The organism is Collinsella aerofaciens, assembly GCF_040926265.1.
In the GTDB taxonomy this organism is placed as follows: domain Bacteria; phylum Actinomycetota; class Coriobacteriia; order Coriobacteriales; family Coriobacteriaceae; genus Collinsella; species Collinsella aerofaciens_BB.
In genome coordinates this window covers 1-26,576 of the sequence record NZ_JBCOIL010000008.1, presented here as the reverse complement: position 1 = coordinate 26,576, position 26,576 = coordinate 1, and the positions used below count along the sequence as shown (strand labels likewise).

31 protein-coding genes are annotated in these 26,576 nt (G+C 60.8%); 29 read left to right on the top strand and 2 right to left on the bottom strand.

The window, feature by feature from the left end:
• The first annotated feature begins 110 nt into the window (after window positions 1-110).
• The 3 genes from ygeW to hydA all read left to right on the top strand — a co-directional run bounded on the left by ygeW (window position 111) and on the right by hydA (window position 3,455).
• Entirely contained in the window at window positions 111-1,313 is a 1,203-nt protein-coding gene (ygeW, locus tag AB5767_RS03630; RefSeq protein WP_055252229.1) for a knotted carbamoyltransferase YgeW, read from the top strand.
• A 150-nt stretch (window positions 1,314-1,463) separates the two neighbouring features.
• A complete protein-coding gene (locus AB5767_RS03625; protein WP_368132405.1) occupies window positions 1,464-2,078 on the top strand; it encodes a nucleotidyltransferase family protein in 615 nt (204 codons plus the stop codon).
• A 9-nt stretch (window positions 2,079-2,087) separates the two neighbouring features.
• Entirely contained in the window at window positions 2,088-3,455 is a 1,368-nt protein-coding gene (hydA, locus tag AB5767_RS03620; protein WP_368132406.1) for a dihydropyrimidinase, read from the top strand.
• A gap of 125 nt (window positions 3,456-3,580) precedes the next feature.
• On the opposite strand, the gene yqeC is transcribed toward hydA, so the two are convergent.
• Window positions 3,581-4,315 (bottom strand): selenium cofactor biosynthesis protein YqeC, encoded by a 735-nt coding sequence (yqeC, locus tag AB5767_RS03615; protein WP_368132407.1) that lies wholly within the window; start codon window positions 4,313-4,315, stop codon window positions 3,581-3,583.
• Window positions 4,316-4,417: 102 nt separating this feature from the next.
• Here yqeC and yqeB point away from each other — a divergent pair, with 102 nt between their 5' ends.
• The 24 genes from yqeB to AB5767_RS03495 all read left to right on the top strand — a co-directional run bounded on the left by yqeB (window position 4,418) and on the right by AB5767_RS03495 (window position 20,628).
• The gene (yqeB, locus tag AB5767_RS03610) at window positions 4,418-5,212 is read left to right on the top strand and encodes a selenium-dependent molybdenum cofactor biosynthesis protein YqeB (RefSeq protein WP_368132408.1); all 795 of its coding nucleotides are present in this window, start codon (window positions 4,418-4,420) and stop codon (window positions 5,210-5,212) included.
• 9 nt (window positions 5,213-5,221) lie between these two features.
• Window positions 5,222-6,265 carry an XdhC family protein gene (locus AB5767_RS03605; RefSeq protein ID WP_368132409.1) on the top strand — a complete coding sequence of 348 codons (1,044 nt, stop codon included), beginning with the start codon at window positions 5,222-5,224 and terminating at the stop codon, window positions 6,263-6,265.
• 200 nt (window positions 6,266-6,465) lie between these two features.
• Entirely contained in the window at window positions 6,466-7,779 is a 1,314-nt protein-coding gene (locus tag AB5767_RS03600; RefSeq protein WP_368132410.1) for a uracil-xanthine permease family protein, read from the top strand.
• Window positions 7,780-8,086: 307 nt separating this feature from the next.
• Window positions 8,087-8,644 carry a 50S ribosomal protein L5 gene (gene rplE, locus AB5767_RS03595; RefSeq protein WP_006235260.1) on the top strand — a complete coding sequence of 186 codons (558 nt, stop codon included), beginning with the start codon at window positions 8,087-8,089 and terminating at the stop codon, window positions 8,642-8,644.
• Window positions 8,645-8,723: 79 nt separating this feature from the next.
• Window positions 8,724-8,909 carry a type Z 30S ribosomal protein S14 gene (locus AB5767_RS03590; protein ID WP_022094280.1) on the top strand — a complete coding sequence of 62 codons (186 nt, stop codon included), beginning with the start codon at window positions 8,724-8,726 and terminating at the stop codon, window positions 8,907-8,909.
• 119 nt (window positions 8,910-9,028) lie between these two features.
• Window positions 9,029-9,427 carry a 30S ribosomal protein S8 gene (gene rpsH / locus AB5767_RS03585; RefSeq protein WP_006235262.1) on the top strand — a complete coding sequence of 133 codons (399 nt, stop codon included), beginning with the start codon at window positions 9,029-9,031 and terminating at the stop codon, window positions 9,425-9,427.
• A 33-nt stretch (window positions 9,428-9,460) separates the two neighbouring features.
• Window positions 9,461-9,997 (top strand): 50S ribosomal protein L6, encoded by a 537-nt coding sequence (gene rplF, locus AB5767_RS03580; protein WP_006235263.1) that lies wholly within the window; start codon window positions 9,461-9,463, stop codon window positions 9,995-9,997.
• Between the two features lie 75 nt (window positions 9,998-10,072).
• Window positions 10,073-10,441 (top strand): 50S ribosomal protein L18, encoded by a 369-nt coding sequence (gene rplR, locus AB5767_RS03575; RefSeq protein WP_006235264.1) that lies wholly within the window; start codon window positions 10,073-10,075, stop codon window positions 10,439-10,441.
• Between the two features lie 14 nt (window positions 10,442-10,455).
• Window positions 10,456-10,980 carry a 30S ribosomal protein S5 gene (rpsE, locus tag AB5767_RS03570; protein ID WP_006235265.1) on the top strand — a complete coding sequence of 175 codons (525 nt, stop codon included), beginning with the start codon at window positions 10,456-10,458 and terminating at the stop codon, window positions 10,978-10,980.
• Window positions 10,981-10,982: 2 nt separating this feature from the next.
• Entirely contained in the window at window positions 10,983-11,165 is a 183-nt protein-coding gene (rpmD, locus tag AB5767_RS03565; RefSeq protein ID WP_006235266.1) for a 50S ribosomal protein L30, read from the top strand.
• A 3-nt stretch (window positions 11,166-11,168) separates the two neighbouring features.
• Window positions 11,169-11,618: a 50S ribosomal protein L15 gene (gene rplO / locus AB5767_RS03560; protein ID WP_006235267.1), complete on the top strand. Its 450-nt coding sequence runs from the start codon at window positions 11,169-11,171 to the stop codon at window positions 11,616-11,618.
• Window positions 11,612-12,898, top strand: a complete 1,287-nt coding sequence (gene secY, locus AB5767_RS03555) for a preprotein translocase subunit SecY (protein ID WP_368132411.1) — start codon at window positions 11,612-11,614, stop codon at window positions 12,896-12,898. Before rplO ends, secY begins: the two co-directional genes overlap by 7 nt.
• Before the next feature lie 18 nt (window positions 12,899-12,916).
• The gene (locus AB5767_RS03550) at window positions 12,917-13,543 is read left to right on the top strand and encodes an adenylate kinase (RefSeq protein ID WP_368132412.1); all 627 of its coding nucleotides are present in this window, start codon (window positions 12,917-12,919) and stop codon (window positions 13,541-13,543) included.
• The gene (map, locus tag AB5767_RS03545; protein ID WP_271737717.1) at window positions 13,540-14,328 is read left to right on the top strand and encodes a type I methionyl aminopeptidase; all 789 of its coding nucleotides are present in this window, start codon (window positions 13,540-13,542) and stop codon (window positions 14,326-14,328) included. Before AB5767_RS03550 ends, map begins: the two co-directional genes overlap by 4 nt.
• A gap of 232 nt (window positions 14,329-14,560) precedes the next feature.
• Entirely contained in the window at window positions 14,561-14,779 is a 219-nt protein-coding gene (gene infA / locus AB5767_RS03540) for a translation initiation factor IF-1 (protein WP_035137443.1), read from the top strand.
• Between the two features lie 150 nt (window positions 14,780-14,929).
• Window positions 14,930-15,043 (top strand): 50S ribosomal protein L36, encoded by a 114-nt coding sequence (gene rpmJ / locus AB5767_RS03535; RefSeq protein WP_006363204.1) that lies wholly within the window; start codon window positions 14,930-14,932, stop codon window positions 15,041-15,043.
• 14 nt (window positions 15,044-15,057) lie between these two features.
• Window positions 15,058-15,432 (top strand): 30S ribosomal protein S13, encoded by a 375-nt coding sequence (gene rpsM, locus AB5767_RS03530; protein ID WP_022094275.1) that lies wholly within the window; start codon window positions 15,058-15,060, stop codon window positions 15,430-15,432.
• A 14-nt stretch (window positions 15,433-15,446) separates the two neighbouring features.
• Window positions 15,447-15,851, top strand: coding sequence for a 30S ribosomal protein S11 (gene rpsK / locus AB5767_RS03525; RefSeq protein ID WP_006235274.1), 405 nt, complete (start codon window positions 15,447-15,449; stop codon window positions 15,849-15,851).
• 19 nt (window positions 15,852-15,870) lie between these two features.
• Window positions 15,871-16,467, top strand: coding sequence for a 30S ribosomal protein S4 (gene rpsD, locus AB5767_RS03520; protein ID WP_006235275.1), 597 nt, complete (start codon window positions 15,871-15,873; stop codon window positions 16,465-16,467).
• 32 nt (window positions 16,468-16,499) lie between these two features.
• Window positions 16,500-17,441 (top strand): DNA-directed RNA polymerase subunit alpha, encoded by a 942-nt coding sequence (locus AB5767_RS03515; protein WP_006235276.1) that lies wholly within the window; start codon window positions 16,500-16,502, stop codon window positions 17,439-17,441.
• A gap of 30 nt (window positions 17,442-17,471) precedes the next feature.
• The gene (rplQ, locus tag AB5767_RS03510; RefSeq protein WP_055287451.1) at window positions 17,472-17,939 is read left to right on the top strand and encodes a 50S ribosomal protein L17; all 468 of its coding nucleotides are present in this window, start codon (window positions 17,472-17,474) and stop codon (window positions 17,937-17,939) included.
• Between the two features lie 92 nt (window positions 17,940-18,031).
• Window positions 18,032-18,856: a tRNA pseudouridine(38-40) synthase TruA gene (truA, locus tag AB5767_RS03505; RefSeq protein ID WP_368131303.1), complete on the top strand. Its 825-nt coding sequence runs from the start codon at window positions 18,032-18,034 to the stop codon at window positions 18,854-18,856.
• A gap of 203 nt (window positions 18,857-19,059) precedes the next feature.
• Window positions 19,060-20,058, top strand: coding sequence for a glycosyltransferase family 2 protein (locus AB5767_RS03500; protein ID WP_138375096.1), 999 nt, complete (start codon window positions 19,060-19,062; stop codon window positions 20,056-20,058).
• A gap of 132 nt (window positions 20,059-20,190) precedes the next feature.
• A complete protein-coding gene (locus tag AB5767_RS03495) occupies window positions 20,191-20,628 on the top strand; it encodes an arginine repressor (protein WP_006235280.1) in 438 nt (145 codons plus the stop codon).
• 189 nt (window positions 20,629-20,817) lie between these two features.
• Here the strand turns inward: AB5767_RS03495 and AB5767_RS03490 are convergent, their stop codons facing one another.
• Window positions 20,818-23,040, bottom strand: a complete 2,223-nt coding sequence (locus tag AB5767_RS03490) for a transglycosylase domain-containing protein (protein WP_368131304.1) — start codon at window positions 23,038-23,040, stop codon at window positions 20,818-20,820.
• Between the two features lie 162 nt (window positions 23,041-23,202).
• On the opposite strand from AB5767_RS03490, the gene AB5767_RS03485 reads away from it, so the two are divergent.
• Together AB5767_RS03485 and tyrS are read left to right on the top strand one after the other, a co-directional pair.
• Window positions 23,203-25,161, top strand: coding sequence for a U32 family peptidase (locus tag AB5767_RS03485; RefSeq protein WP_368131305.1), 1,959 nt, complete (start codon window positions 23,203-23,205; stop codon window positions 25,159-25,161).
• 96 nt (window positions 25,162-25,257) lie between these two features.
• Window positions 25,258-26,469 carry a tyrosine--tRNA ligase gene (tyrS, locus tag AB5767_RS03480; RefSeq protein ID WP_195503621.1) on the top strand — a complete coding sequence of 404 codons (1,212 nt, stop codon included), beginning with the start codon at window positions 25,258-25,260 and terminating at the stop codon, window positions 26,467-26,469.
• The last annotated feature ends 107 nt before the right edge of the window (window positions 26,470-26,576 follow it).

The following is a 26,576-nucleotide window of genomic DNA, read 5'->3' as shown; positions in this document are numbered from 1 at the left end:
CCTCAACGGTAGCGGGTCCTCGTCATAGTGCTCGGCATGTTCTAGCCACACGCGCATGCCGGGGCACATCTACTCATTGCGATTATTTCACCTTTAGAAAGGACATTTACATGGACGCCAAGTTTACCGAGCTCGTCGAGCAGCTGAACGGCCTCGATTTTAAGGGTATGTACGGCAGCGACTTCCTGCACACCTGGGATAAGACCACCGATGAGCTCAAGGCGCTCTACATCGTCGCCGACGCCCTGCGCGAGCTGCGCGAGAACAACGTTTCGTCCAAGATCTTCGATTCGGGCCTGGCCGTCTCCCTGTTCCGCGACAACTCCACCCGCACGCGCTTCTCCTTCTCTAAGGCCGCCAACCTGCTCGGCCTTGAGCTGCAGGACCTGGACGAGAAGAAGTCCCAGATCGCTCACGGCGAGACCGTCCGCGAGACCGCTACCATGATCTCCTTCATGGCCGACGTCATCGGCATCCGCGATGACATGTACATCGGCAAGGGCGACGCCTACATGGCCGAGGTCTCCGAGTCTGTCCAGCAGGCCTACGAGGATGGCGTTCTGGATCACCGTCCCACGCTCATCTCCCTGCAGTCCGACTCCGACCACCCCACGCAGTCCTCTGCCGACATGCTCTACCTCATCAACGAGTTTGGCGGTCTTGAGAACCTTAAGGGCAAGAAGGTTGCCGTTACCTGGGCCTATTCGCCCTCTTACGGCAAGCCGCTGTCCTGCCCGCAGTCGCTGATCAGCCTGCTGCCCCGCTTTGGCATGGACGTCACCCTGGCCCACCCCGAGGGCTACGACCTCATGCCCGAGGTCGTCGAGCGCGCCAAGGGCTACGCCGCCGAGTCCGGCACCACCTTTAAGCAGGTCAACACCATGGCCGAGGCCTTCGAGGGCGCCGACATCGTGATCCCCAAGAGCTGGGCTCCGTTTGCCGCCATGGAGAAGCGCACCAACCTGTACGCCGAGGGCGACGACGCCGGCATCGCAGCGCTCGAGAAGGAGCTGCTCGCCCAGAACGCCACCCATCAGGACTGGTGCTCCACGACCGAGCTCATGGAAAAGACCGCCAACGGCCAGGACACCATCTTTATGCATCCGCTGCCCGCCGACATCTCCGGTGTCTCCTGCGAGCACGGCGAGGTCAACGCCGACGTCTTCGATATGCACCGTGTGGGCATGTACAAGGAGGCCAGCTACAAGCCGTACGCCATCGCAGCCATGATGTTCCTGCAGAAGGTTGCCGATCCCGCTGCTACCCTCAAGGCCCTCGACGAGCGCAATACCGCCCGTTGGTTCCAGGCCTAAAGCCGGATTGAGGTAAGCCATGTAAAGGGGGCGCTCTGCCAACCGGCGGGGTGCCCCCTTTTTGCATCGCGGGCGTGCGGGATAAGCGCTTTCGATGTGGATGCCCGCGGCGCGAGTTATGGGTACGATGGTTTCAGGGGAGGTATCACCATGAAACTTGGATGCGTCATTATGGCTTCGGGCGAGGGCAAGCGGTTTGGCTCTAACAAGATGCTTGCCGATATCTATGGCGAGCCGCTGATTGCCCGGACTATCGATTCGGTTCCCCGGGGCTTTGACGTTGTGGTTTCGACGCGTTGGCCCGAGGTCGTCCAGATTTGCGAGGACAAGCATTGCCCGTGTGTACTGCACGATGGCGAGCTGCGCAGCGAAAGCGTCCGTGCGGGCCTTTCGTGGGGAGTCGAACGCAACTGGAAAGGCTGCCTCTTTTTGCCGGGCGACCAGCCGCTCGTGAGTTCGGATTCTTTTGAGGCTATGGTTCGTGCATTTGACGAGCGTGGCCGCAAGCATCCGGTGCGTCTTGCGTGCAACGGTGAGCCTTCGAGTCCGGTGCTCTTTCCGGCGGAACTGTTCGATGCGCTCATACGTCTTGAGGGCAAGGACGGCGGGGGCTCGATTCTCAAAGGTCGCGTCGACGCGGTGCTGGTCGAGGCGCGTGCCTACGAGCTGTGGGACGTCGATACCGCCAAGGGGCAGCAACGCATAACGGAGCATATCGCCGCCTGCTCGTATTTTGATCGCGTGGCCAACTGCATCAATCAATAAGGAGCAATTATGATCATCATCAAAAACGGCGCCCTCGTGACGCCCCAGGGGCTTCGCCGCGCTGATCTTGCCATGGATGGCGATAAGATTGTGCGGATTGCCGCGGCGATTGAGCCTGCCGAGGGCGATACCGTCCAGGACGCCACCGACTGTTGGGTGTTTCCCGGCTTTATCGACGGCCACACGCACATGCAGTGCTGGACTGGCATGGATTGGACGGCCGATAGCTTTGAGACCGGCACGCGTGCGGCTGCCTGCGGCGGTACGACGACCATCGTGGACTACGCGACGGCCGATCGCGGCGTGACCATGCCCGATGCCCTTGCCGAGTGGCATCGCCGCGCCGACGGAACCTGCACGGCAAACTACGCCTTTCATATGGCACTCGCCGAGTGGAATGAGCGCAACCGCGCCGATCTTTCGGCCATGCGCGAGGCGGGCGTGTCGTCGTTTAAGACCTACTTTGCCTACGACCACCTGCGCTTGGACGATGCCGAGACGCTCGAGGTGCACGAGGAGCTCAAGCGTCTCGGCGGCATACTGTGCGTGCATTGCGAGAACGGTACGCTGGTGAATGAGCTGCAGAAGCGCGTGTTTGAGCAGGGCATCCACGGGCCCGAGGGCCATGCGCTCAGCCGTCCGGATGTGTGCGAGGCCGAGGCCGTGAGCCGCCTGCTGTATCTGGCGCACTTGGCCGGGGACGCTCCGGTCAACGTGGTGCACCTTTCGACCAAGCTGGGGCTCGAGGCCATCCGTGCTGCCAAAGCGCGCGGGCAGAAGAATATCTATGTTGAGACCTGCCCCCAGTATCTGATGCTCGACGACACCTGCTATCTGGAGCAGGGCGAGGACGGCTTTGCGGGCGCCAAGTATGTGATGAGCCCGCCGCTGCGCCATGCCGGTGACCGTGCAGCCCTGCGCGAGGCGCTTGTGGCCGGCGAGATCGATACGATTGCGACCGACCACTGCAGCTTTAACCTGCACGGGCAAAAGGACCGTGGGCGCGACGATTTCCGTGCGATTCCCAACGGCGGGCCCGGTGTGGAGCATCGTCCCGTCGCGATTGCCACGAGCTTTGAAGGGCAACTGGGCCCCGAGGATCTCTGCCGCTTGATGAGCGAGAACCCGGCGCGCGTCTTTGGCATGTATCCGCGCAAGGGCTGTCTTGCCGAGGGCGCCGATGCCGACGTGTGCGTGTGGGATCCCCAGGCGCGCTGGACCATTCGCGCGGCGACACAGCATCAGGCCGTGGACTACACGCCGCTCGAGGGCTTTGAAGCGCATGGTCGCGCCAAGGCCGTATACGTCAACGGCGTGCTGGCGGCGCGCAACGGCGAGCCCACCGGAGCCCAGCCCGGCCGCTACGTGCCCCGTTAACAGGGACGACGCAAGCAGGAAGGCCGCCGGATTCCCCTCCGCAGTTGCGGTGAAATACGGACTGCTTGCGGCCGTCAGGCGGCCAAACAGTCCGTATTTCACCGCAACTGACGAGATGGGGCCGGCTACTTGAGGCTGGTGGTGATGATGGAACGGTCGAGGGCTGCCTCGAAGCGATCTGCCATCGTTGGGTCGCTGAGCGTGTCGACTTGGTTGAGCATGACGCGTGCGGTGCTGAGTCCCAGCGCCTGCATCTCGGCATTGAGCACCTGGGCGACGCGCTCGGGCGTGGCGATGTCGGTGAGCTCGCAGCCGCAACGCTCGCAAAAGAGCTCGGGGCGGTGGACAACCTCGGCGACGGGTTTGCCCAGTCCCGAGGCGCCGACGACCCAGACAACGTTTGCCGTGGCGGCGGGAATTACCGGCTCCCAGGCGGCATGCGCCTTGAGCGGGAGTCGCTTGCTGCCATCTGCCTCGGCCAACACATAGTCAAAGCGCTGCGCCAGCTGGTCGAGCGGCTCGGCAGGGGAGGAGAGCTTGCCCGTCTCCGGGTCCAAGACGCCTGCCTGGCAGATGCCTCCGCGTGCAAGGCCCGCGCAGGCCTTGCAGGTGCAACCGGGGACATGCGAGGCGCCCGGCTTCCAAGGCGCGGCGTCCAGGCGACGGCTCGACCCGTCCCATGGCACGCCGGCGACGGGGAACATATGCGTGGTGGTGCAGAGGAGCACGCGGCCGCCAGCGCGCATAAGCTCAAGGCCCAGCGTCTTTAGCAAGGTCGACTTGCCGCCGCTGCCGATAATCGCGGTAATGCCCGGCTCGATCCTGAGCGCCGAGGCAAGATTGCCGCTAACCGTTTCCATCTGTTCACCGCCGTATAATACTGTGATAATAAATAATCATCAGAGTAGCGGTCGAACCGCTTTTGCTCTGCTCAAACCGTAGCACAGGGAGGTGCCCCGGGAATGCTCGTTTATGTTCGCGGCGCCGGCGATATCGCCACGGGTGTCGCCGCTCGCTTGGTGCGCGCCGGCGTGTCGGTCGTTATGGCCGATATCGCGGTTCCCACGTGCATCCGCCGCACAATCAGTTTTTGCGAGGCTATTCGCCTGGGCGAGGTCCAGGTCGAGGGCATTCGCGCTCGCTTAGCGCAGACGCCGGCAGAGGCGCTCGAGATTACCCAAGCGGGGGATGTTGCCGTCGTGGTGGACCCTCAGGCCAAGATGCTCGATGAGCTTAAACCCGCGGCTGTGGTCGACGCGATTTTGGCCAAGCGCAACCTGGGCACCACGCGCGACATGGCGCCTACCGTCATCGCCGTGGGGCCGGGCTTTACCGCGCCGGTCGATTGCGACGCCGTGGTCGAGACCATGCGCGGGCATTTCCTGGGCCGTGTCATTACCCAAGGTTCGCCCCAGCCCAACACGGGCGTGCCGGGCATTATCGCTGGCTATGGCAGGGAGCGCGTTATCCACAGCCCCGCCGCCGGCGTGTTTCGGTCCGACCGCGCAATCGGCGACATCGTGAGCGCCGGAGACGTGATTGGCTACGCGGGCGATACGCCCATGTGCACGCAGATCGATGGCTGTCTGCGCGGGCTTTTGGCGAACGGCGTGCAAGTGACTGAGGGCTTTAAATGCGCCGATGTCGATCCGCGCGGTGATGCCAACTATATCAACTATATTTCGGACAAGGCGACGTCGGTCGGCGGCGGCGTGCTTGAGGCACTCGCTATGCTCACCGATGTCTTTAGAAGATAGAAGGCGGCAATGGAAAAGCTCGATGTTGTAAATGCGGCGCTTGCCGCCCTGCGTGCTGGCGAGACGTGCGAGCTCGTGGTCGTGACCGGTACGGCGGGGTCGTCACCGCGCGGTGTGGGCGCATGGATGACTGCCTTTGCCGATGGCAGCCAAGCGGGCACCATCGGTGGCGGCAAGATCGAGCTCTTTGCGCTCGATGAGGCGCGCGAGCTGCTGGCCGCGGGGCAGTCGCGTCTGGTCCGCTACACCATGGGCGGCGAGAACTCCGATACCGGCATGATTTGCGGCGGAGCCATCTGCCTGTGCTATCTGCACCTGGACGCGACCAAGGCACCGTTGTTTCAGGAAATTGCCGACGTCTTGGTCTATCGGCGCATCGGCGACTTCGTCATCGACTTTGAGCCGTTTATCGCGAGCGCGCTCGAGGGCGATGTGGCCGAGTACCATGGCGAGGAATCGCGCCGCACCATTGCAGGCTGCCCCGGGCTTTCGCTGGTGGAGGAGGGGAGTAACGTCACCTACACTAACGCCGCCTCCGAGATTCCCCCGGCGCACATCGAGACGCTCTGCCCCGAGGGCCTAACCTATATCTTTGGCTGCGGCCACGTGGGCGCTGCGACGGCACGGGTGCTCACGGCGGCGGGCTTTGCCGTCGTGGCTTGCGATGACCGTCCCGGCACGTTGACGCCCGAATGGGTGCCCGGTGTCTACGATCGTCGCCTGATCGATTACAAGAACCTGGGCGAGCAGTGCCCCATTGGTCCGCGCGACTTGGTGGTCGTGGCCACGGCAGGCCACAAGTCCGATATCGACGTGGTGATTCAGGCGATGCGCGCCAAGCCCGCCTATCTGGGCTGCTTGGGCTCGCGCCGCAAGACGGCCTTTGTGCGCGCCCGCCTGGAGCAGGAGGGCTTTACGCAGGAGCGGATCGACGAGCTGCACCTGCCGATCGGCGTTGCCATTCAGGCCGAGGACCCCGAGGAGATCGCCATCTCCATCGCCGCCGAGATGATCCACCTGCGCCGCACCAAACTCGTCCCCCGCAAGCGCTAGTCGTATCCTCATATATGAGTTGCGGTGAAATACGGATTGTTTAAGCCTGTTAGGTTGCCAAACAGTTCCTATTTCACCGCAACTGCTGTTTGACCCCGGGGATGCAGGATTGTGGATCAAAATGCTACCTGTGCCATATGCCCTATAATGTCCGCCCGTCGGGCGGCATAGGGCCGCTGTCTAGGGTATGGGAGGCGCAAATGGCAGAGTCGGCAGCAGGGGATGCCCTGTTCGAGCGTACGGGAAAAGTATCGTTTGTGCAGGTATTGCCCCATGCATTGCAACATGTGCTGGCGGCGTTCGCGGGTATCGTCACGCCCGCCATTATCATCGCGTCGGTCTGCGGCTTTACCCCTCAAGAGGAGGCCGCCGTCATCCAGGCATCGCTGGTTCTCTCGGCGCTCGACATTTTCCTTCAACAGTTCCCCATAAAGGGCGTCGTCGGTTCGGGCCTGCCCATTGTAATGGGTGCGAGCTTTACCTTCGTGCCGGCGCTCAAGGCAGTCGGTCTTGAGCTTGGCTTTGAGGCCGTGCTGGGCGCCCAGGTAATCGGCGGCGCGCTCGTCGTGCTCTTCGGCCTGCTGTTTAGGCGCTTGAGTTTTCTGTTCCCGGCCCCGGTGCTCGGCACCGTCATCTTTGTCATTGGCCTGTCGCTATGCCCGGTGGCAGTTGCCTCCATGGCGGGCGGGGAGGGCGCGGCCGATTTCGGCAGTGTCACCAACTGGGCCGTCGCGCTTGTGACGTTTGTCGTCACCTTTATGGCCGGCAACTACGGTAAGGGCGCGCTTAGGCTGGGCAGCATCCTGGCCGGCATCTGCGCGGGCTTTGTTTTGGCTGCGGTGCTGGGCATGGTCGATTTCTCGGCCATCGCGACCGCCAGCTGGTTTGCTCCGCCGGCACTTGGCGCCCATCGTCTGGTGTTCGATCCGGCAGCGTGTGCCGTCGTGGGCGTCGTCGCCATTGTTAACGCCGTGCAGGTTATGGGTGAGTTTGCCGCCGTGTCGTCCGCCGCGCTGGATACCCCTGCGACCGATGGCCAGATCTCGGGCGGTCTGATCGCCAGCGGTCTGGTCGGCATGCTCTCGGGCTTTTTGGGCGGCGTCCCCACGGCTACGTTTGGCCAGAATGTAGGCATTATCGCCGAGAACAAGGTCGTCAACCGCATGGTCTTTACGCTTGCGGCGGCTATTTTGCTCATCGCAGGCCTGCTGCCCAAGTGTGCGGCAGTGCTCACGTCCATTCCGCAGCCGGTAATCGGCGGCGCCACCATTGGCGTGTTCGCTACCATCGGCATGAACGGTGTGGTCATGTTTGCCCGCCACGGCCTGTCTCAGCGTGATACCACACTCATGGGTCTCTCTATCGCCTTTGGCACGGGCATTGAGCGCACGGCCGGCGCGCTTGCCGGCGCTGGATTCCCCGCCTGGGTCGGCACCGTCTTTGGTGGTTCCTCCATTGCCGTCGCCGCACTTGTCGCCGTCGTCCTCAACCTGGTCCTGCCTCGCCAAAAATAACGCCCCATATATAAGTTGCGGTGAAATAGGGATTGTTTATGCCTGTTAGGCCGCCCAACAGTCCCTATTTCACCGCAACTGCTTTTTGGGACCCATTTGTGCGGGGGAGTTGTGGAGTTGTGCAGGCAGACGAGGTTTTTCTGGAAATACGCTCCCGATGCGCGTATAGTACCGATTGTTTTGTCGGCTCCTGCTGCGTCGAGTCCAAACCGCGAAATGCCATGAGCGGCGCGGATGCAGCCAGGAGGCACGAGGACAACCCATCGTGGCCACGCCCCGTGCTTAAAACCCCAAGAAGGAGTGAACAATGGCAGAAGAGAAGTATGTGCCGCGTCTGAAGACCAAGTACAACAACGAGGTCAAGCAGCAGCTTCAGGACAAGTTCCAGTACGAGAACGTCATGATGATCCCCAAGTTTGAGAAGATCGTCGTGAACATGGGCGTCGGCGAGGCCGCTACCGATTCCAAGGCCATCGACGGTGCCGTGCGCGACCTGCGCGCCATCACCGGCCAGCAGCCGATGATCACCCGTGCCCGCAAGTCCATCGCTACCTTCCGCCTGCGCGCTGGTATGCCGATCGGCTGCAAGGTTACCCTGCGTGGCGACCGTATGTGGGAGTTCTTCGATCGTCTGACCTCCGTCGCGATCCCTCGTATCCGCGACTTCCGCGGTATCTCCGCCAAGAGCTTCGACGGCCGTGGTAACTTCTCCATGGGCGTCACCGAGCAGCTCATCTTCCCCGAGATCGACTTCGACTCCGTCGATCACCAGCGTGGTATGGACATCACTTTCGTGACCACCGCCAACACCGATGAGGAGGCCAAGGCCCTTCTGGACGCCTTCGGTTTCCCGTTCAAGAAATAGGTTCACCTGCCCTATAAGCGCCGTTCCCACAAGGGGGCGGCGCTTGGGGCGAACAATACTCTATGTGAGGAGGATATAAGTGGCTAAGACATCGATGATCGTCAAGTGCAATCGCAAGCAGAAGTTCTCTACTCGTGAGTACACGCGCTGCCAGCGCTGCGGCCGTCCGCACTCTGTGTACCGCAAGTTCGGCCTGTGCCGTGTCTGCTTCCGCGAGCTTGCACTCAAGGGCGAGCTTCCCGGCGTTAAGAAGGCCAGCTGGTAAGTCACTACCAGCGTTTCAAGCATCAGTTTGGAACAGGGAAAACGCGCTAAAAAGGCTTTGCCGTTAAGGGCGGCGAAGAACCAAGAGCACGTGTTCATCAAGAACGAAGGAGAATCTGTATGAACCTTACAGACCCGATCGCAGATATGCTTACGCGCATCCGTAACGCTAACTCTGTGAACAAGGCCACGGTCTCCATGCCGAGCAGCAAGAAGCTCGTCGAGATCGCTCGTGTTCTGCACGAGGAGGGCTACATCGAGGGCTACGATGTCGAGGACACCGTTCCCCAGAAGACTCTGCACATCACGCTTAAGTATGGTCCCAAGAAGGCTAAGGTCATCAACGGCATCCGCCGCATTTCCAAGCCGGGCCTGCGTAAGTACACCGGCGTTGCCGACATGCCCCGCGTCCGCGGTGGCCTTGGTACCGCTATTATTTCCACCAGCCATGGCGTCATGACCGACCGCGATGCTCGCAAGCACAACGTCGGCGGCGAGATCATCGCTTACGTCTGGTAATTCGCTCGGTAGGTAGAAGGAAAGGAGATCACCGTGTCTCGTATCGGTAATAAGCCTGTCCAGATTCCCGCCGGAGTCGAAGTGGCAGTCAACGGCAACAACGTTGTCGTCAAGGGCCCCAAGGGCCAGCTCGAGCTCGATGTCTTTGAGAAGCTCGCTATCAACGTCGAGGACAACGTCCTCACCGTTTCCCGTCCCGACGACGAGCGTGAGACCCGTGCCCGCCACGGCCTCACCCGCGCCCTCATCCACAACATGGTTGTTGGCGTTTCCGAGGGCTTCGAGAAGAAGCTCGAGCTCGCCGGCGTCGGTTACCGCGTGCAGCAGAAGGGCAAGAACCTCGAGTTCTCCCTGGGCTTCTCGCACCCCGTGATCGTCGAGGCTCCCGAGGGCATCACCTTCGAGGTTCCCGACAACACCCACGTGAACGTCAAGGGTATCAACAAGCAGCAGGTCGGTCAGATCGCCGCTGAGATCCGCGGCCATCGTCCTCCCGAGCCTTACAAGGGCAAGGGTATCCACTACGTTGGCGAGCACATCCGCCGCAAGCTGGGTAAGGCCGCCAAGTAGTCGTAACCGACTCACTCGCATAAGACCAGCACCCTGTCAGGTGCTGGCAAGATCAACCTTTTTAGGAGTTTACGTATGAACAAGCATAAGGCGAAGCTGGAAGGCCTCAAGCGTCGTCAGCGTCGTGTTCGCGGCAAGGTCTCGGGTACCTCCGAGCGTCCGCGTCTTCGCGTGACCCGTACTAACGCCAACATCTATGCCCAAATCATCGACGACAGCAAGGGCTCCAGCCTGACTCTCGTCTCTGCCTCGACCCTCGAGGCCGAGTTCAAGGGCACCCACACCTCGAACAAGGAGGCTGCGGAGAAGGTCGGTCAGCTCGTTGGCAAGCGCGCCATCGAGGCCGGCATCACCAAGGTCGCCTTCGATCGCGGTGGCCGTATCTACCATGGCCGCGTCAAGGCCCTCGCCGACGGTGCTCGTGCCGCCGGTCTCGAGTTCTAGGAGGTATGTAGCACATGGCTCGTAATCAGAAGCAGCAGCGCGAGGCCTCCGAGTTCGAGGAGCGCGTCGTTTACATCAACCGCGTGTCGAAGACCGTCAAGGGTGGTCGTCGCATGAGCCTCGTCGCTCTCGTCGTCGTTGGCGACGGCAAGGGCAACGTCGGCGTTGGCATGGGCAAGTCCGCTGAGGTGCCCATGGCCATCTCCAAGGCGTCTCTCGATGCCAAGAAGAACATGTTCCACGTGCCGGTGACCGAGCAGGGCACCATCCCGCACGAGGTTCTCGGCCACTTTGGTGCCGGCCGCATCATCATCAAGCCCGCTGTCGAGGGTACCGGCGTTATCGCCGGCGGCGCTGTGCGTCCCCTCTTTGAGCTTGCTGGCATCAAGAACGTCCTGTCCAAGTCCCTCGGTACCGACAACGGCCTCAACATCATCAAGGCTGCCGTCGAGGGCCTCAAGGAGCTCTCCAGCCCTGAGGACGTCGCGGCTCGCCGTGGCCTGACGGTCTCCGAGATGTTCGTCGGTAAGGAGAACTAAGCATGGCTGACACCATCAAGATCAAGCAGGTCCGCAGCACCAACGGTTGCAAGCAGGACCAGGTCCGTACTGTCCGTGCCCTCGGTCTCCACAGGATCCGCGAGGTTCGCGAGATTGCTGACAACGAGTCCGTCCGCGGCATGATCTTCAAGGTCAAGCACCTTGTCGAGATTGTAGAGGAGTAGCAAATGCAGCTTCACGATCTTACTCCCGCGCCCGGTTCCACCAAGAACCGCAAGCGCGTCGGCCGTGGCAATTCTTCGGGTCACGGCACCACTTCTGGCCGCGGCCAGAAGGGCCAGGGTTCCCGCTCTGGCGGCACCAAGGGTGCCGGCTTCGAGGGTGGCCAGACTCCGCTGGCTATGCGCCTGCCCAAGCTTCCGGGTTTCCGCAACCCCCGTCGTATCGAGTACACCGCCGTTAACGTTGAGCGTCTCGAGCGTAAGTTCGAGGATGGCGCTGTGATCGACGGTGCCGCTCTTAAGGCCGCTCGCATCACCAAGAGCGAGTTCGAGCCCGTCAAGGTGCTCGGCAATGGTGAGCTCACCAAGAAGTTCACGGTCAAGGTCGACAAGGTCAGCGCTTCTGCGCAGGCCAAGATCGAGGCCGCCGGCGGAAAGGTCGAGCTGCCGTGCTAAATGGTCTTAAGAATGCTTTCCGCATCAAAGAATTGCGCGAAAAGATTCTTTTTACCATAGCTATGCTCGTCGTGTACCGCATTGGTGCGCACGTTCCTGTGCCCGGCATTCCCTTCCAGGGGATGCTGGGCCTTTTCTCGACCGATAACAATTCGGTCGCCGCAGGTGCTATGGCCCTCCTGAATCTTTTCTCTGGCGGCGCGTTGAGCTATGTGTCGGTGTTTTCGCTGGGCATCATGCCTTACATCACCAGCTCGATCATCCTCCAGATGCTCCAGGCCGTTGTGCCTTCCCTGCATGAGCTTGCCCGCGAGGGCGAGGTCGGTCAGACCAAGATTACGCAGTATTCGCGTTACCTCACCCTGGCTCTGGCAATCCTCAACTCCGTGGGTTACCTCTTCCTCTTTAAGAGCTTCGGCATCAGCTTTAATGGTGCCGGCGCTCCCGAGATCATCTTCGACCTCATGATCGTCGGCACGCTCACTGCGGGCGCTATGCTGATCATGTGGATTGGTGAGCTCATCACCCAGCGCGGTATCGGCAATGGCATGTCGCTGATCATCTTTGCGAACATCATGGCCGGTCTGCCGCAGGCTATCTTCTCCAGCACCGAGGGCAATGCCGGTGGCATCATCACCATGGTGATCATCTGCGCCATCATCCTGCTGGTTATCCCGCTGATTGTTTTCCTTGAGCGCGGCCAGCGCCGCATTCCGGTCTCTTACGCTAAGCGCGTCGTGGGCCGTCGCATGATGGGTGGCCAGACCACCTACCTGCCCATCAAGGTCAACACCGCGGGTGTCGTGCCGATCATCTTCGCCTCGGCGCTGCTGTACTTCCCGGCTCAGATTGCCGTGTTCTTCCCCGGCATCGGCTGGATTCAGGCAGTTGCCTCTGCGCTTTCGACCGGTTGGCTCAACTGGGTGCTTAATGTTGTCCTCATCGTGTTCTTCGCGTACTTCTACACCTCCATGGTGTTCAACCCCGATGACACGGCCGACAACCTTAGGAAGCAGGGCGGCTTTATTCCGGGCGTGCGTCCGGGTAGGGCTACCGCGGCCTACATCAAGAACGCGCTCAACAAGATCACGCTTCCCAGCGCTGTCTTTTTGGCGCTCATCGCCATCGTGCCTTCGATCATCTTCTCCTTCACGGGTAACCATCTGATCCAGGCATTTGGCGGCACGTCCATCCTCATCATGGTCGGCGTCGTGCTCGACACGGTCGATAAGCTCGAAGGCCAGATCAAGATGTATGATTACGATGGATTCTTTAAATAGGCTAGAGGAGGATTGCTCATGAACCTCGTATTGCTCGGAGCTCCGGGTGCCGGTAAGGGTACCGTCGCACAGGAGCTCGTCGCCGAGTTTGGCGTCGCCCACATTTCCACGGGCGACCTGCTGCGTGCTGCCGTCAAGGGTGGCACCGAGCTTGGTATTCAGGCTAAGAAGTACATGGACGCTGGCGAGCTCGTTCCCGACCAGCTCGTGATCGACCTTGTCAAGGAGCGCCTTGCCGCCGATGACGCCCAGCAGGGCTTCATCCTCGATGGCTTCCCGCGCAACACCGCCCAGGCTGTGACGCTCGATTCCGAGCTCTCCGCTATGGGTCGCGAGATCGACTGCGCCCTTCTGGTCGACGTGGCCCCCGAGGTCATCATCAATCGTCTGTCTTCGCGTCGCACCTGCCGCGCCTGCGGTTACACCGGCACTGCTGCCGATGCCACCTGCCCCAAGTGCGGCGGCGAGATGTATCAGCGCGACGACGACAAGCCCGAGACCATCAAGAACCGTCTCGACGTCTACGAGAAGTCCACGAGCCCGCTCGTCGACTACTATCGTGGCCAGGGTCTGCTCAAGTCGGTCAACGGTGACCAGGCTCGCGAGACCGTGTACGGGGATGTCAAAGAGGCTCTCGGTCTATGATCAAGATTAAGTCTGCAACGCAAATCGAGCAGATGAAGAAGGCAGGAGCGCTATCTAAGATGGCGCTCCGCCACGTTGGAGCCATGGTGCGCCCCGGCGTTTCCACCTTTGAGCTCGATCAGCTCGCGGAGCAGATTATCCGCATGCATGGCGGCACCCCGGCCTTTAAGGGCTACGGCGGGTTCCCGGGGACCATTTGCGCATCGATCAACGATGCCGTGGTCCACGGTATTCCCAACCCCGACATGATCCTGCGCGATGGCGATATCATCTCCATCGATACGGGAGCCGTTGTCGACGGTTGGGTCGGCGATAACGCTTGGACGTTTTTCGTCGGCACCCCCACGCCCGAGGCCAAGGCCCTGTGCGAGGTTACGCGTGATTGCCTTAAGGCTGCCATTGAGCAGGCTGTTCCCGGTAATCATATCGGGGATGTTGGTTATGCCGTTCAGTCTCTCGCCGAGTCTCACGGTTACGGCGTGCTTCGTGACTATGTGGGCCATGGCATTGGCCGCGTGATGCACGAGGACCCCAACGTTCCTAACTATGGAAAGAAGGGGAGAGGCGTTCGCCTCCAGGCCGGCATGGTCATTGCCATCGAGCCGATGGTTACGATGGGTTCCAACCATGTGAGCACGGGCTCCGACGGTTGGATTGTTACGACCAACGACCACCTGCCCGCCGCGCACTACGAGAACACCGTCGCCATTACCGATGACGGCCCGGTGATTCTCACCACGGATGCCCAAGGTGCTTGGTGTTCGCTCCAAGGCGGAGAAATGTAAAAGTCGCCGCCCCCTGATGCCCAACCTCGCCTTTCAATTTCGAAGGCATGACCCCAAGGTCTATGCCTTCTCATTTCAAGGCGATCTTGGGCATCAGGGAACGGCTTTGTTTTACATTTCAAATGTAACAAGTTCCACTTAGTTGTGGAGCCATTACGAAGTTATTACGATGCGTGCATACGTGTTGTAGAATACTCAATCGCTGTCGTTTTCTAGAGAAAGATGATTGCTTGTGAAGAAGGAAGACGCAATTGAGCTCGAGGGTACGGTAAAGGAACCGCTGCCCAATGCCATGTTTAAGGTCGAGCTCGAGAACGGTCATTCGGTTCTGTGCAACATTTCTGGCAAGATCCGAATGAATTACATCCGTATTCTCCCCGGTGACAGGGTTGTCGTGGAGCTTTCCCCGTACGACCTGACCCGCGGCCGCATCACCTATCGCTACAAATAGCGGCACGCATACACGCACTCCATTTCCGACTGCAGGCTTAGCTCAACCTACGGTCGGATTGTGTGTGAAGACCAGCCATAGTTTTAAACGCCTGCGGCTGGGCGAGTAGATAGTAGGGAAGTAGTTTGAGCGCTACCGAAAGGAAGAACGATGAAGGTACGTCCTTCGGTCAAGAAGATGTGCGATAAGTGCAAAATCATTAGGCGCCATGGCAAGGTCCTCGTCATTTGCGAGAACCCCCGTCATAAGCAGCGTCAGGGTTAAGAGAGGAGACTACGTTGGCCCGTATTAATGGTGTCGACCTCCCGCGTGAGAAGCGCGTTGAGATCGGTCTGACCTACATTTACGGCATCGGCCGCACCACTGCGACGAAGATTTGCGTCGAGTGCAACGTTAACGTGGATACGCGCGTTAAGGACCTCACCGAGGATGAGGTTAACGCCATCCGCGATTATATCGATAAGAACCAGATCATGGTTGAGGGCGACCTCCGCCGTGAGCGCAACCAGAACGTCAAGCGCCTTATGGACATCGGCTGCAACCGCGGCCTTCGTCACCGCAAGGGCCTCCCGGTCCGCGGCCAGCGCACCCACACTAACGCTCGTACCCGCAAGGGCCCGAAGCGTCAGATCGGTGCTAAGAAGAAGAAATAAGGAGCGCTAGATAGATGGCTACTGCTAAGAAGAACGTTCGCGCTGCCCGTCTGAAGCGCGCGGACCGTAAGAACATTTCCGTGGGCCAGGCTCACATTCGTTCTACGTTCAACAACACGATCGTTTCGATCACCGATCCCCAGGGCAACGTCATTTCCTGGAAGTCGGCTGGCCAGGTGGGCTTCAAGGGCTCCCGTAAGTCCACGCCGTTCGCTGCCCAGATGGCTGCCGAGGCTGCTGCCAAGCAGGCCATGGAGCACGGTATGAAGAAGGTTTCCGTCTTCGTCAAGGGCCCCGGCTCCGGTCGTGAGACCGCCATCCGCTCCCTCCAGGCTGCTGGCCTCGAGGTCTCGAGCATCCAGGACAAGACCCCCATTCCGCACAACGGCTGCCGCCCCAAGAAGCGTCGCCGCGTGTAACTGAAAGGATCGTATCAATATGGCAATCGACAGGACTCCTGTTCTTAAGCGCTGCCGTCAGCTCGGGATCGATCCCGCTGAGCTCGGTTACAGCAGCAAGAAGGAATCTATCCGTCAGCCCAAGCGCCGTCGCAAGGAATCTGAGTACGGCATGCAGCTGCGCGAGAAGCAGAAGGTCAAGTTCATCTATGGCGTTCTGGAGAAGCAGTTCCACGGCTACTTCAACAAGGCCCGCAAGATGAACGGCGTCACCGGTGAGAACCTCATGATCATCCTTGAGTCTCGCCTCGACAACGTCGTCTTCCGTCTTGGCTTCGCCCGCACCCGCAAAGAGGCTCGTCAGTCCGTCCGTCACGGTCACTTCACCGTGAACGGCAAGCGCGTGGACATCCCGTCCTACCGCGTCAAGGCCGGTGACGTCGTCGCTGTCGGCGAGAAGTTCCGTGACCTCCTCCCCATCAAGGAGGCCCTGATTTCCTCCGAGCGCTTTGAGGTCCCTGGCTGGCTCGAGGTCGATATCGAGAAGCTGTCTGGTAACGTGCTCGCTCTGCCGACGCGTGAGCAGATCAGCGGTGATATCAACGAGCAGCTCATCGTCGAGCTCTACTCTAAGTAGTCCATCCGGGCTGCTGAGGCTGGAGGTAATACATGTCAGAATTCATTAGGCCTCAGGTTCAGGTCGAAGAGATCAACGAGACGTCTGCTCGTGTCTCCGTCGAGCCGCTCGAGCGTGGTTACGGCGATACGCTGGGTAACTCCCTTCGTCGCGTTCTTCTGTCCTCGCTCGAGGGTGCCGCCGTCGAGGCTATTCAGATCGATGGTGCGCAGCACGAGTTCATGACCATCCCTAACATGGTCGAGGATGTCACCGACATCGTCCTGAATGTCAAGGGGCTTGTCTTCAGGGCTCTCGGCACGACCGACGAGGCGACCGCCACCATCTCGGTTGACGGCCCCTGCGAGGTCACCGGTGCGGACTTCTTTATTCCGTCCGAGTTTGAGCTGGTCAACCCCGAGCAGCACATTGCTACGCTCACCGAGGGTGGCCATCTCACCATGAGCATGCGCATCGGCTATGGCCGCGGCTATGTTTCTGGCGAGGCCAACAAGCGCGACAACGATCCCATCGGTGTGATCCACGTCGACTCGCTGTACTCGCCGGTTTCCCGTTGCGCCAAGCTCGTTGAGGCTTGCCGTGTCGGTCAGCACACCGACTACGACCGCCTTGTCCTCGAGATCGAGACCAACGGCTCCATCGCCCCGCGCGACGCCGTGGTCCAGGCTGCCAATATCATCAACCAGCATATGGCCGCCTTTATGAACCTTGCCGAGACCCCCGAGGTCGAGGAGGAGGCTTCGATCTTCGCTCCCGAGGTCACCAACGACAACGCCGAGCTGGACAAGCAGATCGAGGATCTGGACCTTTCCGTCCGTTCCTACAACTGCCTTAAGCGCGCCAGCATTCACTCGGTCCGTCAGCTCGTTGAGTTCTCGGAGAACGATCTGCTCAACATCCGTAACTTCGGTGTTAAGTCGATCGAGGAAGTGAAGGACAAGCTTGAGTCCATGGGCCTGAGCCTGAAGGCTTAATGCTTCGCATATTTGAGGAGAAACTAGACCATGCGTCACAACGTTAAGAAGGGCCTGAAGCTCGGCACCGATGCGAGCCACACCAAGGCCATGAAGAAGAGCCTTGCTAAGGCCCTCTTCGAGAACGACCGCATCAAGACCACCGAGACCCGCGCTAAGGCGCTGCGTTCGGTCGTCGATCCGATCATCACTTGGGCCAAGAAGGGCGACCTGCACTCTCGTCGTCTGGCTATCGCCAAGCTCGGCGATAAGCAGCTCGTTGCCGAGATCTTCGACAAGGCTGCCCAGGGTATGTGGCAGGATCGCAACGGCGGTTATACCCGCATCATGAAGCTCGGTAACCGCAAGGGCGACAACGCTCCCATCGTTATCATGGAGCTCGTCACCGAGCCTTGCACGCCTAAGGCCAAGAAGGCTGCTCCGGCCCCCAAGAAGGCCGCTGCTCCCAAGAAGGTCGAGGCTGCCGAGGAGGCTCCTGCTGAGGAGACCGCTGAGTAGACAATCCGTCTGCATAGGCTATATTCGAGGGGTACGTTCGCGTACCCCTCTTTTTTTGTCGAAATGCCATTGCCTGTTTGTTGGGAGCGCCCATGACCGCGCCGTCTGATTTCAATTCGATTCCAGAGCTCGATGCCACGCTCGTTTTCCGCGTGGCATACGATGGCTCGTCCTATAGCGGCTTTGCCGAGCAGCCGGGACAGACGACGGTTGCGGGTGAGCTGCGTCGAGCCATCGAGACGCTGCTTCGCCGTCCGATCGATCTGACGTGCGCGGGTCGCACCGATGCCGGCGTGCATGCCGTGGCTCAGTACGTCAGCGTGCCCGTAACGGACGCTGAGCTCGCCCTAACGCGCCGTAGGTGGCTGCGGGCTATGGATGCCCTGCTGCCCAAAGATATCGCCATCAACGAGGTCTACAAGGCCCGTAAAGGCTTTTCTGCACGTTTTGACGCGCGTTCCCGTACGTATACGTACCGTATTGCCGATCGGGATGCGCGCCCCGTGCTGTCCCGCGGTGCGGTGTGGTGGCATCGCTATCCCTTGGATGTTGAGGCTATGTCTGCTGCCTGCCCCGCGCTGCTGGGCGAGCAGGACTTTAAAAGCTTTTGCAAGGTTGCTTCTGCCGTGGGCAAACCTACGCACCGCTGCGTAATGCGCGCCGAGTTTGGCCATGAGGTTGCGTTTGGCGAGGACATCCTGACGTTTACCATCGAGGGCAATGCGTTTCTGCATTCGATGGTCCGTACGATCGTTGGCACGCTTGTCGCGATTGGCATGCATCGCCGTGAACCCGAGTGGATGCGCGAGGTCATCGATGCTTGCGACCGTACCGCTGCGGGCCCCACGGCTCCTGCCTGCGGCCTTACGTTTATGGGCGTGGATTACGATCCCGCCGAGCTCGTCGTGCTCGACTAGGGGAGGGCTCGACGCGTCGTGCGTCGACACCCATTATCTGTGGGCTGCGCGTGTGCAACATCTGTTCTTGGCGTGCAATACAACCGGTGTCTCATTGCTTTTATTGCCGGGGTGTACCATGAACCACGGTTTGATTCATTGCTGTCGAGAGGACGGATAACTTGGTTCGACGTGGCTCGCATCCGCGACTTTCGGTGATCCTTGTGGTAGAAGGTTCGCCCAGCTATGCGATGCGTGCGCTCGAGAGTATCCAGAACCAAGACCTCTACGATTTGCAGATTGTCGTTGTTTGCCGCGATGCTGCGCCCGGTGTGCGCCATTCGCTTCAAGTTGCTGCCGACAGGGACATCCATATTGATTTGATTGACGTCGAGGACGCGAAGCGCGGCGCTTGCCTTCGTGCCGGTTTTGCTGTCTCGCGCGGCTCTCAAATCATCGCTATGAACGCCGATGAGTGGTTTGCTCCGCAGTCCCTTTCCAAGATGGTCGATATCGCGTGCGATACTGCGGCAGACATAGTGTTCCCCACGGTGTCGCTCGACCGCTATGATGCACATCGAGAACGCCATTCGCGCGTCTTGGATGCTGCCTCTATTGCCATAGAAGACGAGTCTTCTATGGTGACTGGGCTGCCCCAGTTGATTTTGGGCGGCCTAGTCGCTCAGACCTCTGGCGTGATGTATAGCCGTCCGCTGTTTGAGGCATGCCTGTCGCGCGGCAAGGCGTACCGTACGGTTGAGTTTATGGCTTATGCGCTCTCGCAGGCACGATTCGTGTCCGGCTGCGGCGACGCTTGTTTCCACGCGGTGGCACCTAAGCTTACAGATGCCTTTGATCCCACCATGTATGCCAGGATATCCGATGACACTCGAGCGCTCGACGAGCTTGCGGACTCACTCTCGGAAGCAGATAGCGGTGGTCGGCTCAAGCTGGCAAGCCAAAAGTTCTACTTTGCCGGACTGGTCGCCTGCATCGAGAATTTGTGTCTTAGCCCGCATGGAGTGTCGTCAATCGAGCGTTCCGCCCGCATGCGTGATATGCTCGAGGCGCCTCGAACCCGTCAGATGGTCGCCGCGCTCAAGGATAACCATCGGGGACTCGGTTTGTTGTTTGGGCCGATCGCCAGCGCCAAGCCCGCGCGCTGCGTGATGTGTACGCATCTGGCAGCTTTTCTTAACCGGACGGGCGCAAAAACCGCCTAAACGGCTCATTTCGAAACAAATTTGCATAGAATTGTTTCGAAATGCGTTCTTATACACAAAAGCCTTCAAATAGCGTTAAACTATTCAGTCACTGATTGATTGTCTCCGCCATCTTTTGGAGAGAGGGTTTGTATGGCTAAAAAACGCAATGGGCGCCAGGATGCCATTAGAGATATTGTGCGCAATAAGGACGTCCGCACGCAGCGCGTGCTGGTCGATGAGCTCCGCGCTATGGGCTTTGATTGCACGCAGGCGACTGTCTCTCGCGATATTGCCGATATGGGGCTGCGTAAGCTCCCCGAGGGTATCTATGTTCTGGCAGAGGACCTGCACCTGCAGCGTATGGTTTCCGAGCTCGTAACGGGCGTTCTGCGCACCGATAATCTGGTTATGATCAAGGCTCAGCCTGGTACGGCTTCCGGCATCGCCGCCGCCGTTGATGCGGCAGAGTTGCCCGATGTGCTTGGCTCGCTTGCCGGCAACGATACGATTTTGGTTATTGCCCAGACGGCCGAGGACGGCGAGCGTCTCGAGGCGCTGATCAATAAGCTGAGCAATTCTCGCAAGTAGGCGTGCGGGTCGTGCGCTCGGCACTGTGTGCGTGACATGGTGGCTTGTAAGGGGGTATCGACGTTGGTCGGTACCCCCTATATTGTTTGCCGGTATAAAGGCCGTCCACCAGGTCGCTTTAAACTAAAAGGCCCCCGAGCACTTTAATAAGCTGCTCGGGGGCCTTGTTGCTAATGGCCGGATGAATTTCTAGCCAACCGTATCGTCAGGCGTGGGCGAGGGGTCGGGAGTGGGTGTAGGCGTAGGCGTAGGCGTAGGCGTAGGCGTAGGCGTAGGCGTGCCGCCATCGCCGCCGGTCGAACCACCAGTGGAGCCGCCCGTCGAGCCACCGGTCGTACCGGTGCCGCCGGTGGTGTCGCCGCCCGTGGTCTCGGTGGTCGTGGTCGTCGTGGTAGTCGTTGTGGTGGTTTCCTCTTCGTCCTCGTTCTCGTCCTTGTCGTCGTTCTCCGTCTTCTTGGTGTTGTTGGTGCCGTAGAACTTCCAGACGCTGTTGTTCTTGTAGGTGGGCGCCGTTCCGGTCGCAAACTCCTCGCGCTCGGTACCGGTCAGAACGGTGTTCATAAACCGCTTAAAGACAGGCAGGTTGGTGCTGTCGCCCAGCAGGTCTGTGCCGTATTTTTGGATGGGAATCTCGCCCGCGGAATAGCCGGTCCACAGGGCGCACGCCAGCTGCGGGGTATAGCCGCAGAACCACAGGTTGGTGGTGTTGTCGGTGGTGCCCGTCTTGCCGGCATAGGGCTGGTTGACGCTCAGGGCGCCGGCAGCACCCGTACCGCCGCCCTTCATGACGCCGGACAGAACATCGGTGACCGCGGCGGCCTCGCCCTCGGTAAGTACCTGTGAGGGATTGTCGGTGTGCTGGTACAGCACCGAACCGGTACGAGAGTCAATCTCGGTGATGGCGATCGGCTGGCGATAGTAGCCGCCGTTGGCAAACGTCGCGTAGGCGGCGGCCATCTCGAGCGGCGAGATCGAGCCGGTGCCGAGGGTCATGACGGGAACGTCCTCGATGTTGTCCTTGGCGGGATCGATGCCGAGCTTTTTGACGAGCGAGATGATCTTGCTGTTGCCGACGGCTTCCGCCACCTGGATGTAGCCGGTGTTGGAGGAGTATGCCGTCGCCTGCTTAAGCGTGATGTTGCCATAGCTATGGTTGGCGTAGTTTTGGACCTCGGTCGTGGTGCCCTTGGCCTTGAGCGGCGAGTTGCAGTTGAGGGTGACGTTGGGGTTCATGCCGTTTTGGATGGCAGTTGCCAGCGTAAAGGCCTTAAAGGTGGAGCCGACGGGACGCTTGGCCGTGGCATGGTTTACGTGGTTCTCGTCGGCGTTGTAATCGTAGCCGCCCACCATGCACTTGATGTAGCCGGTCTTGGGGTCGACGACGACCATGCCCATGTCCAGGCCGTCGAGCGAGAGCGTGTCGAGCTGCTCGCGAACGGCATTCTCTGCCACCTGCTGCATCGTGGGGTCGATGGTGGTCTTGACGGTCAGGCCGCCCTTAAAGAGCACGTCGGTCGAGAACTCCTGCTCCAGCAGCTGCTTAACATAGGCGACAAAGTAGGGCTGCGAGTATACGTCAACGCCGCTGCCCGAGATTTCGGTCACGTTGAGGGTGATGGGCTCGGCCTGTGCGGCATCGTGCTCCTCCTGCGTAATGTGGCCCAGGCGCAGCATGTTGTCGAGGACCTTGTTGCGACGGGACAGCGCCAGGTCGGGGTTGACCGTGGGGTCGTACTGCGAGGGCGAGTTGGGAAGGCCGATCAACAGCGCGGCCTCGCTCAGGGTGAGGTCTGCGGCGCTCTTGGACAGGTAGGTCTCGGCGGCGGCCTCAATACCGTAGGCGCCGTGACCGTAATAGATGGTGTTGAGGTACATCATGAGGATCTCGTCTTTGGAGTACATGTCCTCCATCTTTACGGCGATGTAGGCCTCGCGCACCTTACGCTCGATGGTCGAGTCGAACTGCTCCTCCTGCAGGATGGTGTTGCGCACCAGCTGCTGGGTGATAGTCGAGGCGCCTTCGTGCCCGCCGCCGAGGGTTGCCACCGCAGCACGCGCGATACCCCACAGGTCGATACCGCCGTGCTCGTAGAAGCGCTCGTCCTCGACGTCAACGGTGCCCTGTAGCACGTAGGGGGAGACCTTGTCCTTGGTGATGGACTTGCGGTTTTGCGTGTAGAAGCTCGCGATCTTGTTGCCGTTGCAGTCGACGATCTCGGTGGGCTCGCTCACCAGATACGCGTTGGCGTCGGTGTAGTCGGGCAGATCGGACAGCCAGCGGTTGACGTTGCCGACCATGCCGATGCCAAATGCCACGCCCGCAATCAGCAAAAAGCCCAAAAACGAGAGCAGGATTATGGGCAGGGCATGCGTCTTTGAACGGCTGCGTCCCTGTCGTTGGCGAGGACCCATATATTGACCTCCAGGTATGTCGTGCCGGACGGCGGATGTGCCGTCGGGGCAGGATGGACATAAGTTATTACACGATAAACCAAACGGGGCGCGCGAGGCCTCGTGTATGCTGGAAGACGGCATTTTTCAGAGTGAATGCATACCTTGGTAAGGAGTTTGCCGATGGCGATTCGGGCGATGGGGCCGAGCGGACAACACAAGACTGGATTGGATGCTGCCGGTGCGGCGCTGCCCGAGCTGCTGGCGCCGGCGGGCGGGCTCGACCAGATGTTTGCGGCCATCGCCGCGGGCGCCGATGCCATCTATGCGGGGTTGGGCGGCTTTAACGCCCGTGTGAGTGCGCACGGTTTTACCGACGACGAGTTTGCGCGCGGCTGCGCCGTGGCGCATGCCCATGGCGTGCGTGTGTACGTGACGCTCAACGTGTTCGTGTTTGACGATGAGTTGTCCGACGCGGTGGCGTTGGGAGCTCATGCACTGGAGCTGGGCGCCGATGCTCTGATTGTCGCCGATGCCGGGCTGGCCTGCGCGCTGCGCGCGGCGATTCCCGGGGTCGAGATTCACCTGTCCACGCAGGCGGGCGTTCATAGCGAAGGCGCCGTGCGACTTGCCGCCGATGAGCTGGGGGTCGAGCGCGTGACGACGGCACGCGAGCTGACGGTCGACGAGATTGCGGCGCTATGTGCCACGGGCGTGCCCATCGAGGTATTCTGCCACGGTGCGATTTGCATCGGCTATTCGGGGGCGTGCGAGTTCTCGGCCCTGCGGCGTGGGCGCTCGGCGATGCGCGGCGACTGCACGCAGCCGTGCCGTCTGGCGTACGACCTGGTGGACGAGGCGGGGCAGAGCGTTGTCGCCGTCGAGGGAGATCGCCTGCTGTGCCCGCGCGACTATCTGGGTATTGCACATCTGCCCGAGCTTGTAGATGCCGGCGTGGCGTCGCTCAAGATCGAGGGGCGCATGAAGAACCCCGATTACGTATTCAACGTGGTGCGGGTGTGGCGCCGGGCACTCGATATGCTGTACGACGGCGCGTGGGACCCCGGTGCCGTGGAAGAGCTTGAGCGCGAGCTGGGAAGGTCGTTTAACCGTGGGTTTACCGATGCGTACCTGCGAGGGCGTTCGGGTGCCGAGCTGATGAGCTTTGAGCGTGCGATTAACCAGGGCGTGCGCGTGGGGCGCTTGGTCGCTGTGGGCCACGAAGAGGTGACCGTTGAGCTCGACGCCGCCGTGGCGGCGGGTGACACGCTCGAGATCCGGTTTTATCCGGGTGCCGACGCGCGTCCCGATGTGCCCAAGCGCTGGCCGCAGGTGCCCTGTCCGGTGGATGCCGCAGCGGGGGAGCGCGTCGTCGTGCATTGCAAGCGTAAGGTTGACACGGGCTGCGAGGTGTACCTGATTCGCAGCGCCGGCGTGTTGGATCAGACGGCGGCGGTGTTGGAGCGCATGCGGGCCGAGGCGGATGCGATTGCGCCCGTTGCGCGTGCCGTTGAGGTGCTGCCCTTTGAGGACGTTGCGGTGGATGGCGGTGCGTCCACGGAGTTGGTGGAGTGCGCGGTTCCCACTCGCATGGTTTTTGCTTGGCAGCTGATGGATGCCGACCCGCGCGGAGAACTTGATTTGTCCGACGCCGTTGTGGTGCTTGACGAGGTGTGCCGCACGGGTGACGCTGACTGGACCCGCTCACTGATACAGCGTGCCGGGCGCGTCGTCTGCCGCAACCTGGGACAGGTGGTGATCGCTCGCGAGCTGGGCGTGACGTTTGACGTGGCGGCGCCGGTGTTCTGCGCGAATCGGGCCACGCTTACCTGGCTGCGCGGACTCGGTGCGGGGCGGGTGTGCTTGCCGGCGGAGTTGCTCGGCAATGATGCGGAGCGTATTGCCGAACTGGCCGCTGAACCCGGCGTCTTGGGTCCGGTCGACGCCGACCGTCCCGAGCTTATGGTGTGCGAGCACTGCCTGCTGACCGCCGAGGGCGTCTGCGCCACCGATGCGACGGGACAGGTTCGTTGCCGCGACTGCTTGCGTCGTCGGCAGGTACGCTATCTGGTCAAGCGTGACGGTACACGTCTGCCAGTTGCCATTGACGCATGCGGCAGGACGAGGATTTTCCTGTCGTAGGTGCTGCGTCGCGTCAGTTTGTTATCATAAGAGAGTTTATGGACTTCCAGCACCGCCGTTTTCGGCGAGGGTGCTATAGCAAAAGGAGGATACCCAATGCTGTCTGTTGACGAGCAAATGCGTATCATCACCTCGGGCGCCGCGCAGATCGTTCCCGAGGCCGACCTTCGCAAGAAGCTTGAGAAGGGCGAGCCCCTCAACATCAAGCTCGGCGTCGACCCCACCAGCCCCGACCTGCACCTGGGCCACGCCGTGCCGCTGCGCAAGATGCGTCAGTTCCAGGACCTGGGCCACAACGTCACCCTCATCATCGGCAACGGTACCGCGTTGATTGGCGACCCTTCGGGCAAGAATTCCACCCGTCCGCAGCTTTCGCAGGAGCAGATCGAGGCCAATGCCGAGACCTACGTGAGCCAGGCCATGAAGATCCTGGATCCCGAGAAGACCACCATCGTGCACAACGGTGACTGGATCCTTTCGATGGATCTGGCCGGTCTGCTGCAGGTGTGCTCCAAGTTCACCGTCGCCCGCATCCTCGAGCGCGACGACTTTACCAAGCGCTACCAGTCTCAGACGCCGATCGCCCTGCATGAGTTCCTGTATCCCGTGATGCAGGCTTTCGACTCCGTGCAGATCAAGGCCGACGTCGAGATGGGCGGCACCGATCAGCTCTTCAACCTGCTCGCTGGCCGTGAGCTCATGGAGAAGATGGGCATGGAGCCGCAGATCGCGCTCACCATGCCGCTGCTCGAGGGCACCGATGGCGTGCGCAAGATGTCCAAGTCCTATGGCAACTACATCGGCCTGACCGACGCTCCCAAGGATATGTTCGGCAAGACCATGTCCATCCCCGACGAGATGATCGGCAAGTACTATCGTCTGGCCAGCTCGCTCACCCCGGCCGAGGTCGACAAGATCGACGCCGCCCTGGCCGATGGTTCTGCCGACCCCTACGAGCTCAAGCGCGCTCTGGGCCGCGACCTGTGCGACACCTACCACGGCGCCGGCGCCGGAGACGAGGCTCAGGCCGAGTTCGACCGCGTGTTCAAGGAGGGCCAGCTTGCCGACTTCCCCGAGAAGCATGTCGAGCTGACCGTCAACGACGAGGGCCAGATCTACCTCGCCGGCCTGCTCAAGAACTTGGGCCTTTCGGCGAGCGCCGGCCAGGCTCGTCGCGATATCGACGGCGGTGGCGTCAAGATCAACGGCAAGGCCGTGGCTCCCAAGAGCTACAACATCGATCCCAGCGCCCTCAAGCTGGGCGACACCCTTTCTGTGGGTAAGCGCAAGGGCTTCAAGTTGATTTAGTTCCGCCGTTCTACCGAACGGCGGACCGGCCGACGCTGCGCGGGCCGCATTTGGACAATCTGACGTTCAACTTCAAGGGCGCGACCAGAAGGTCAGCGCCCTTTCGT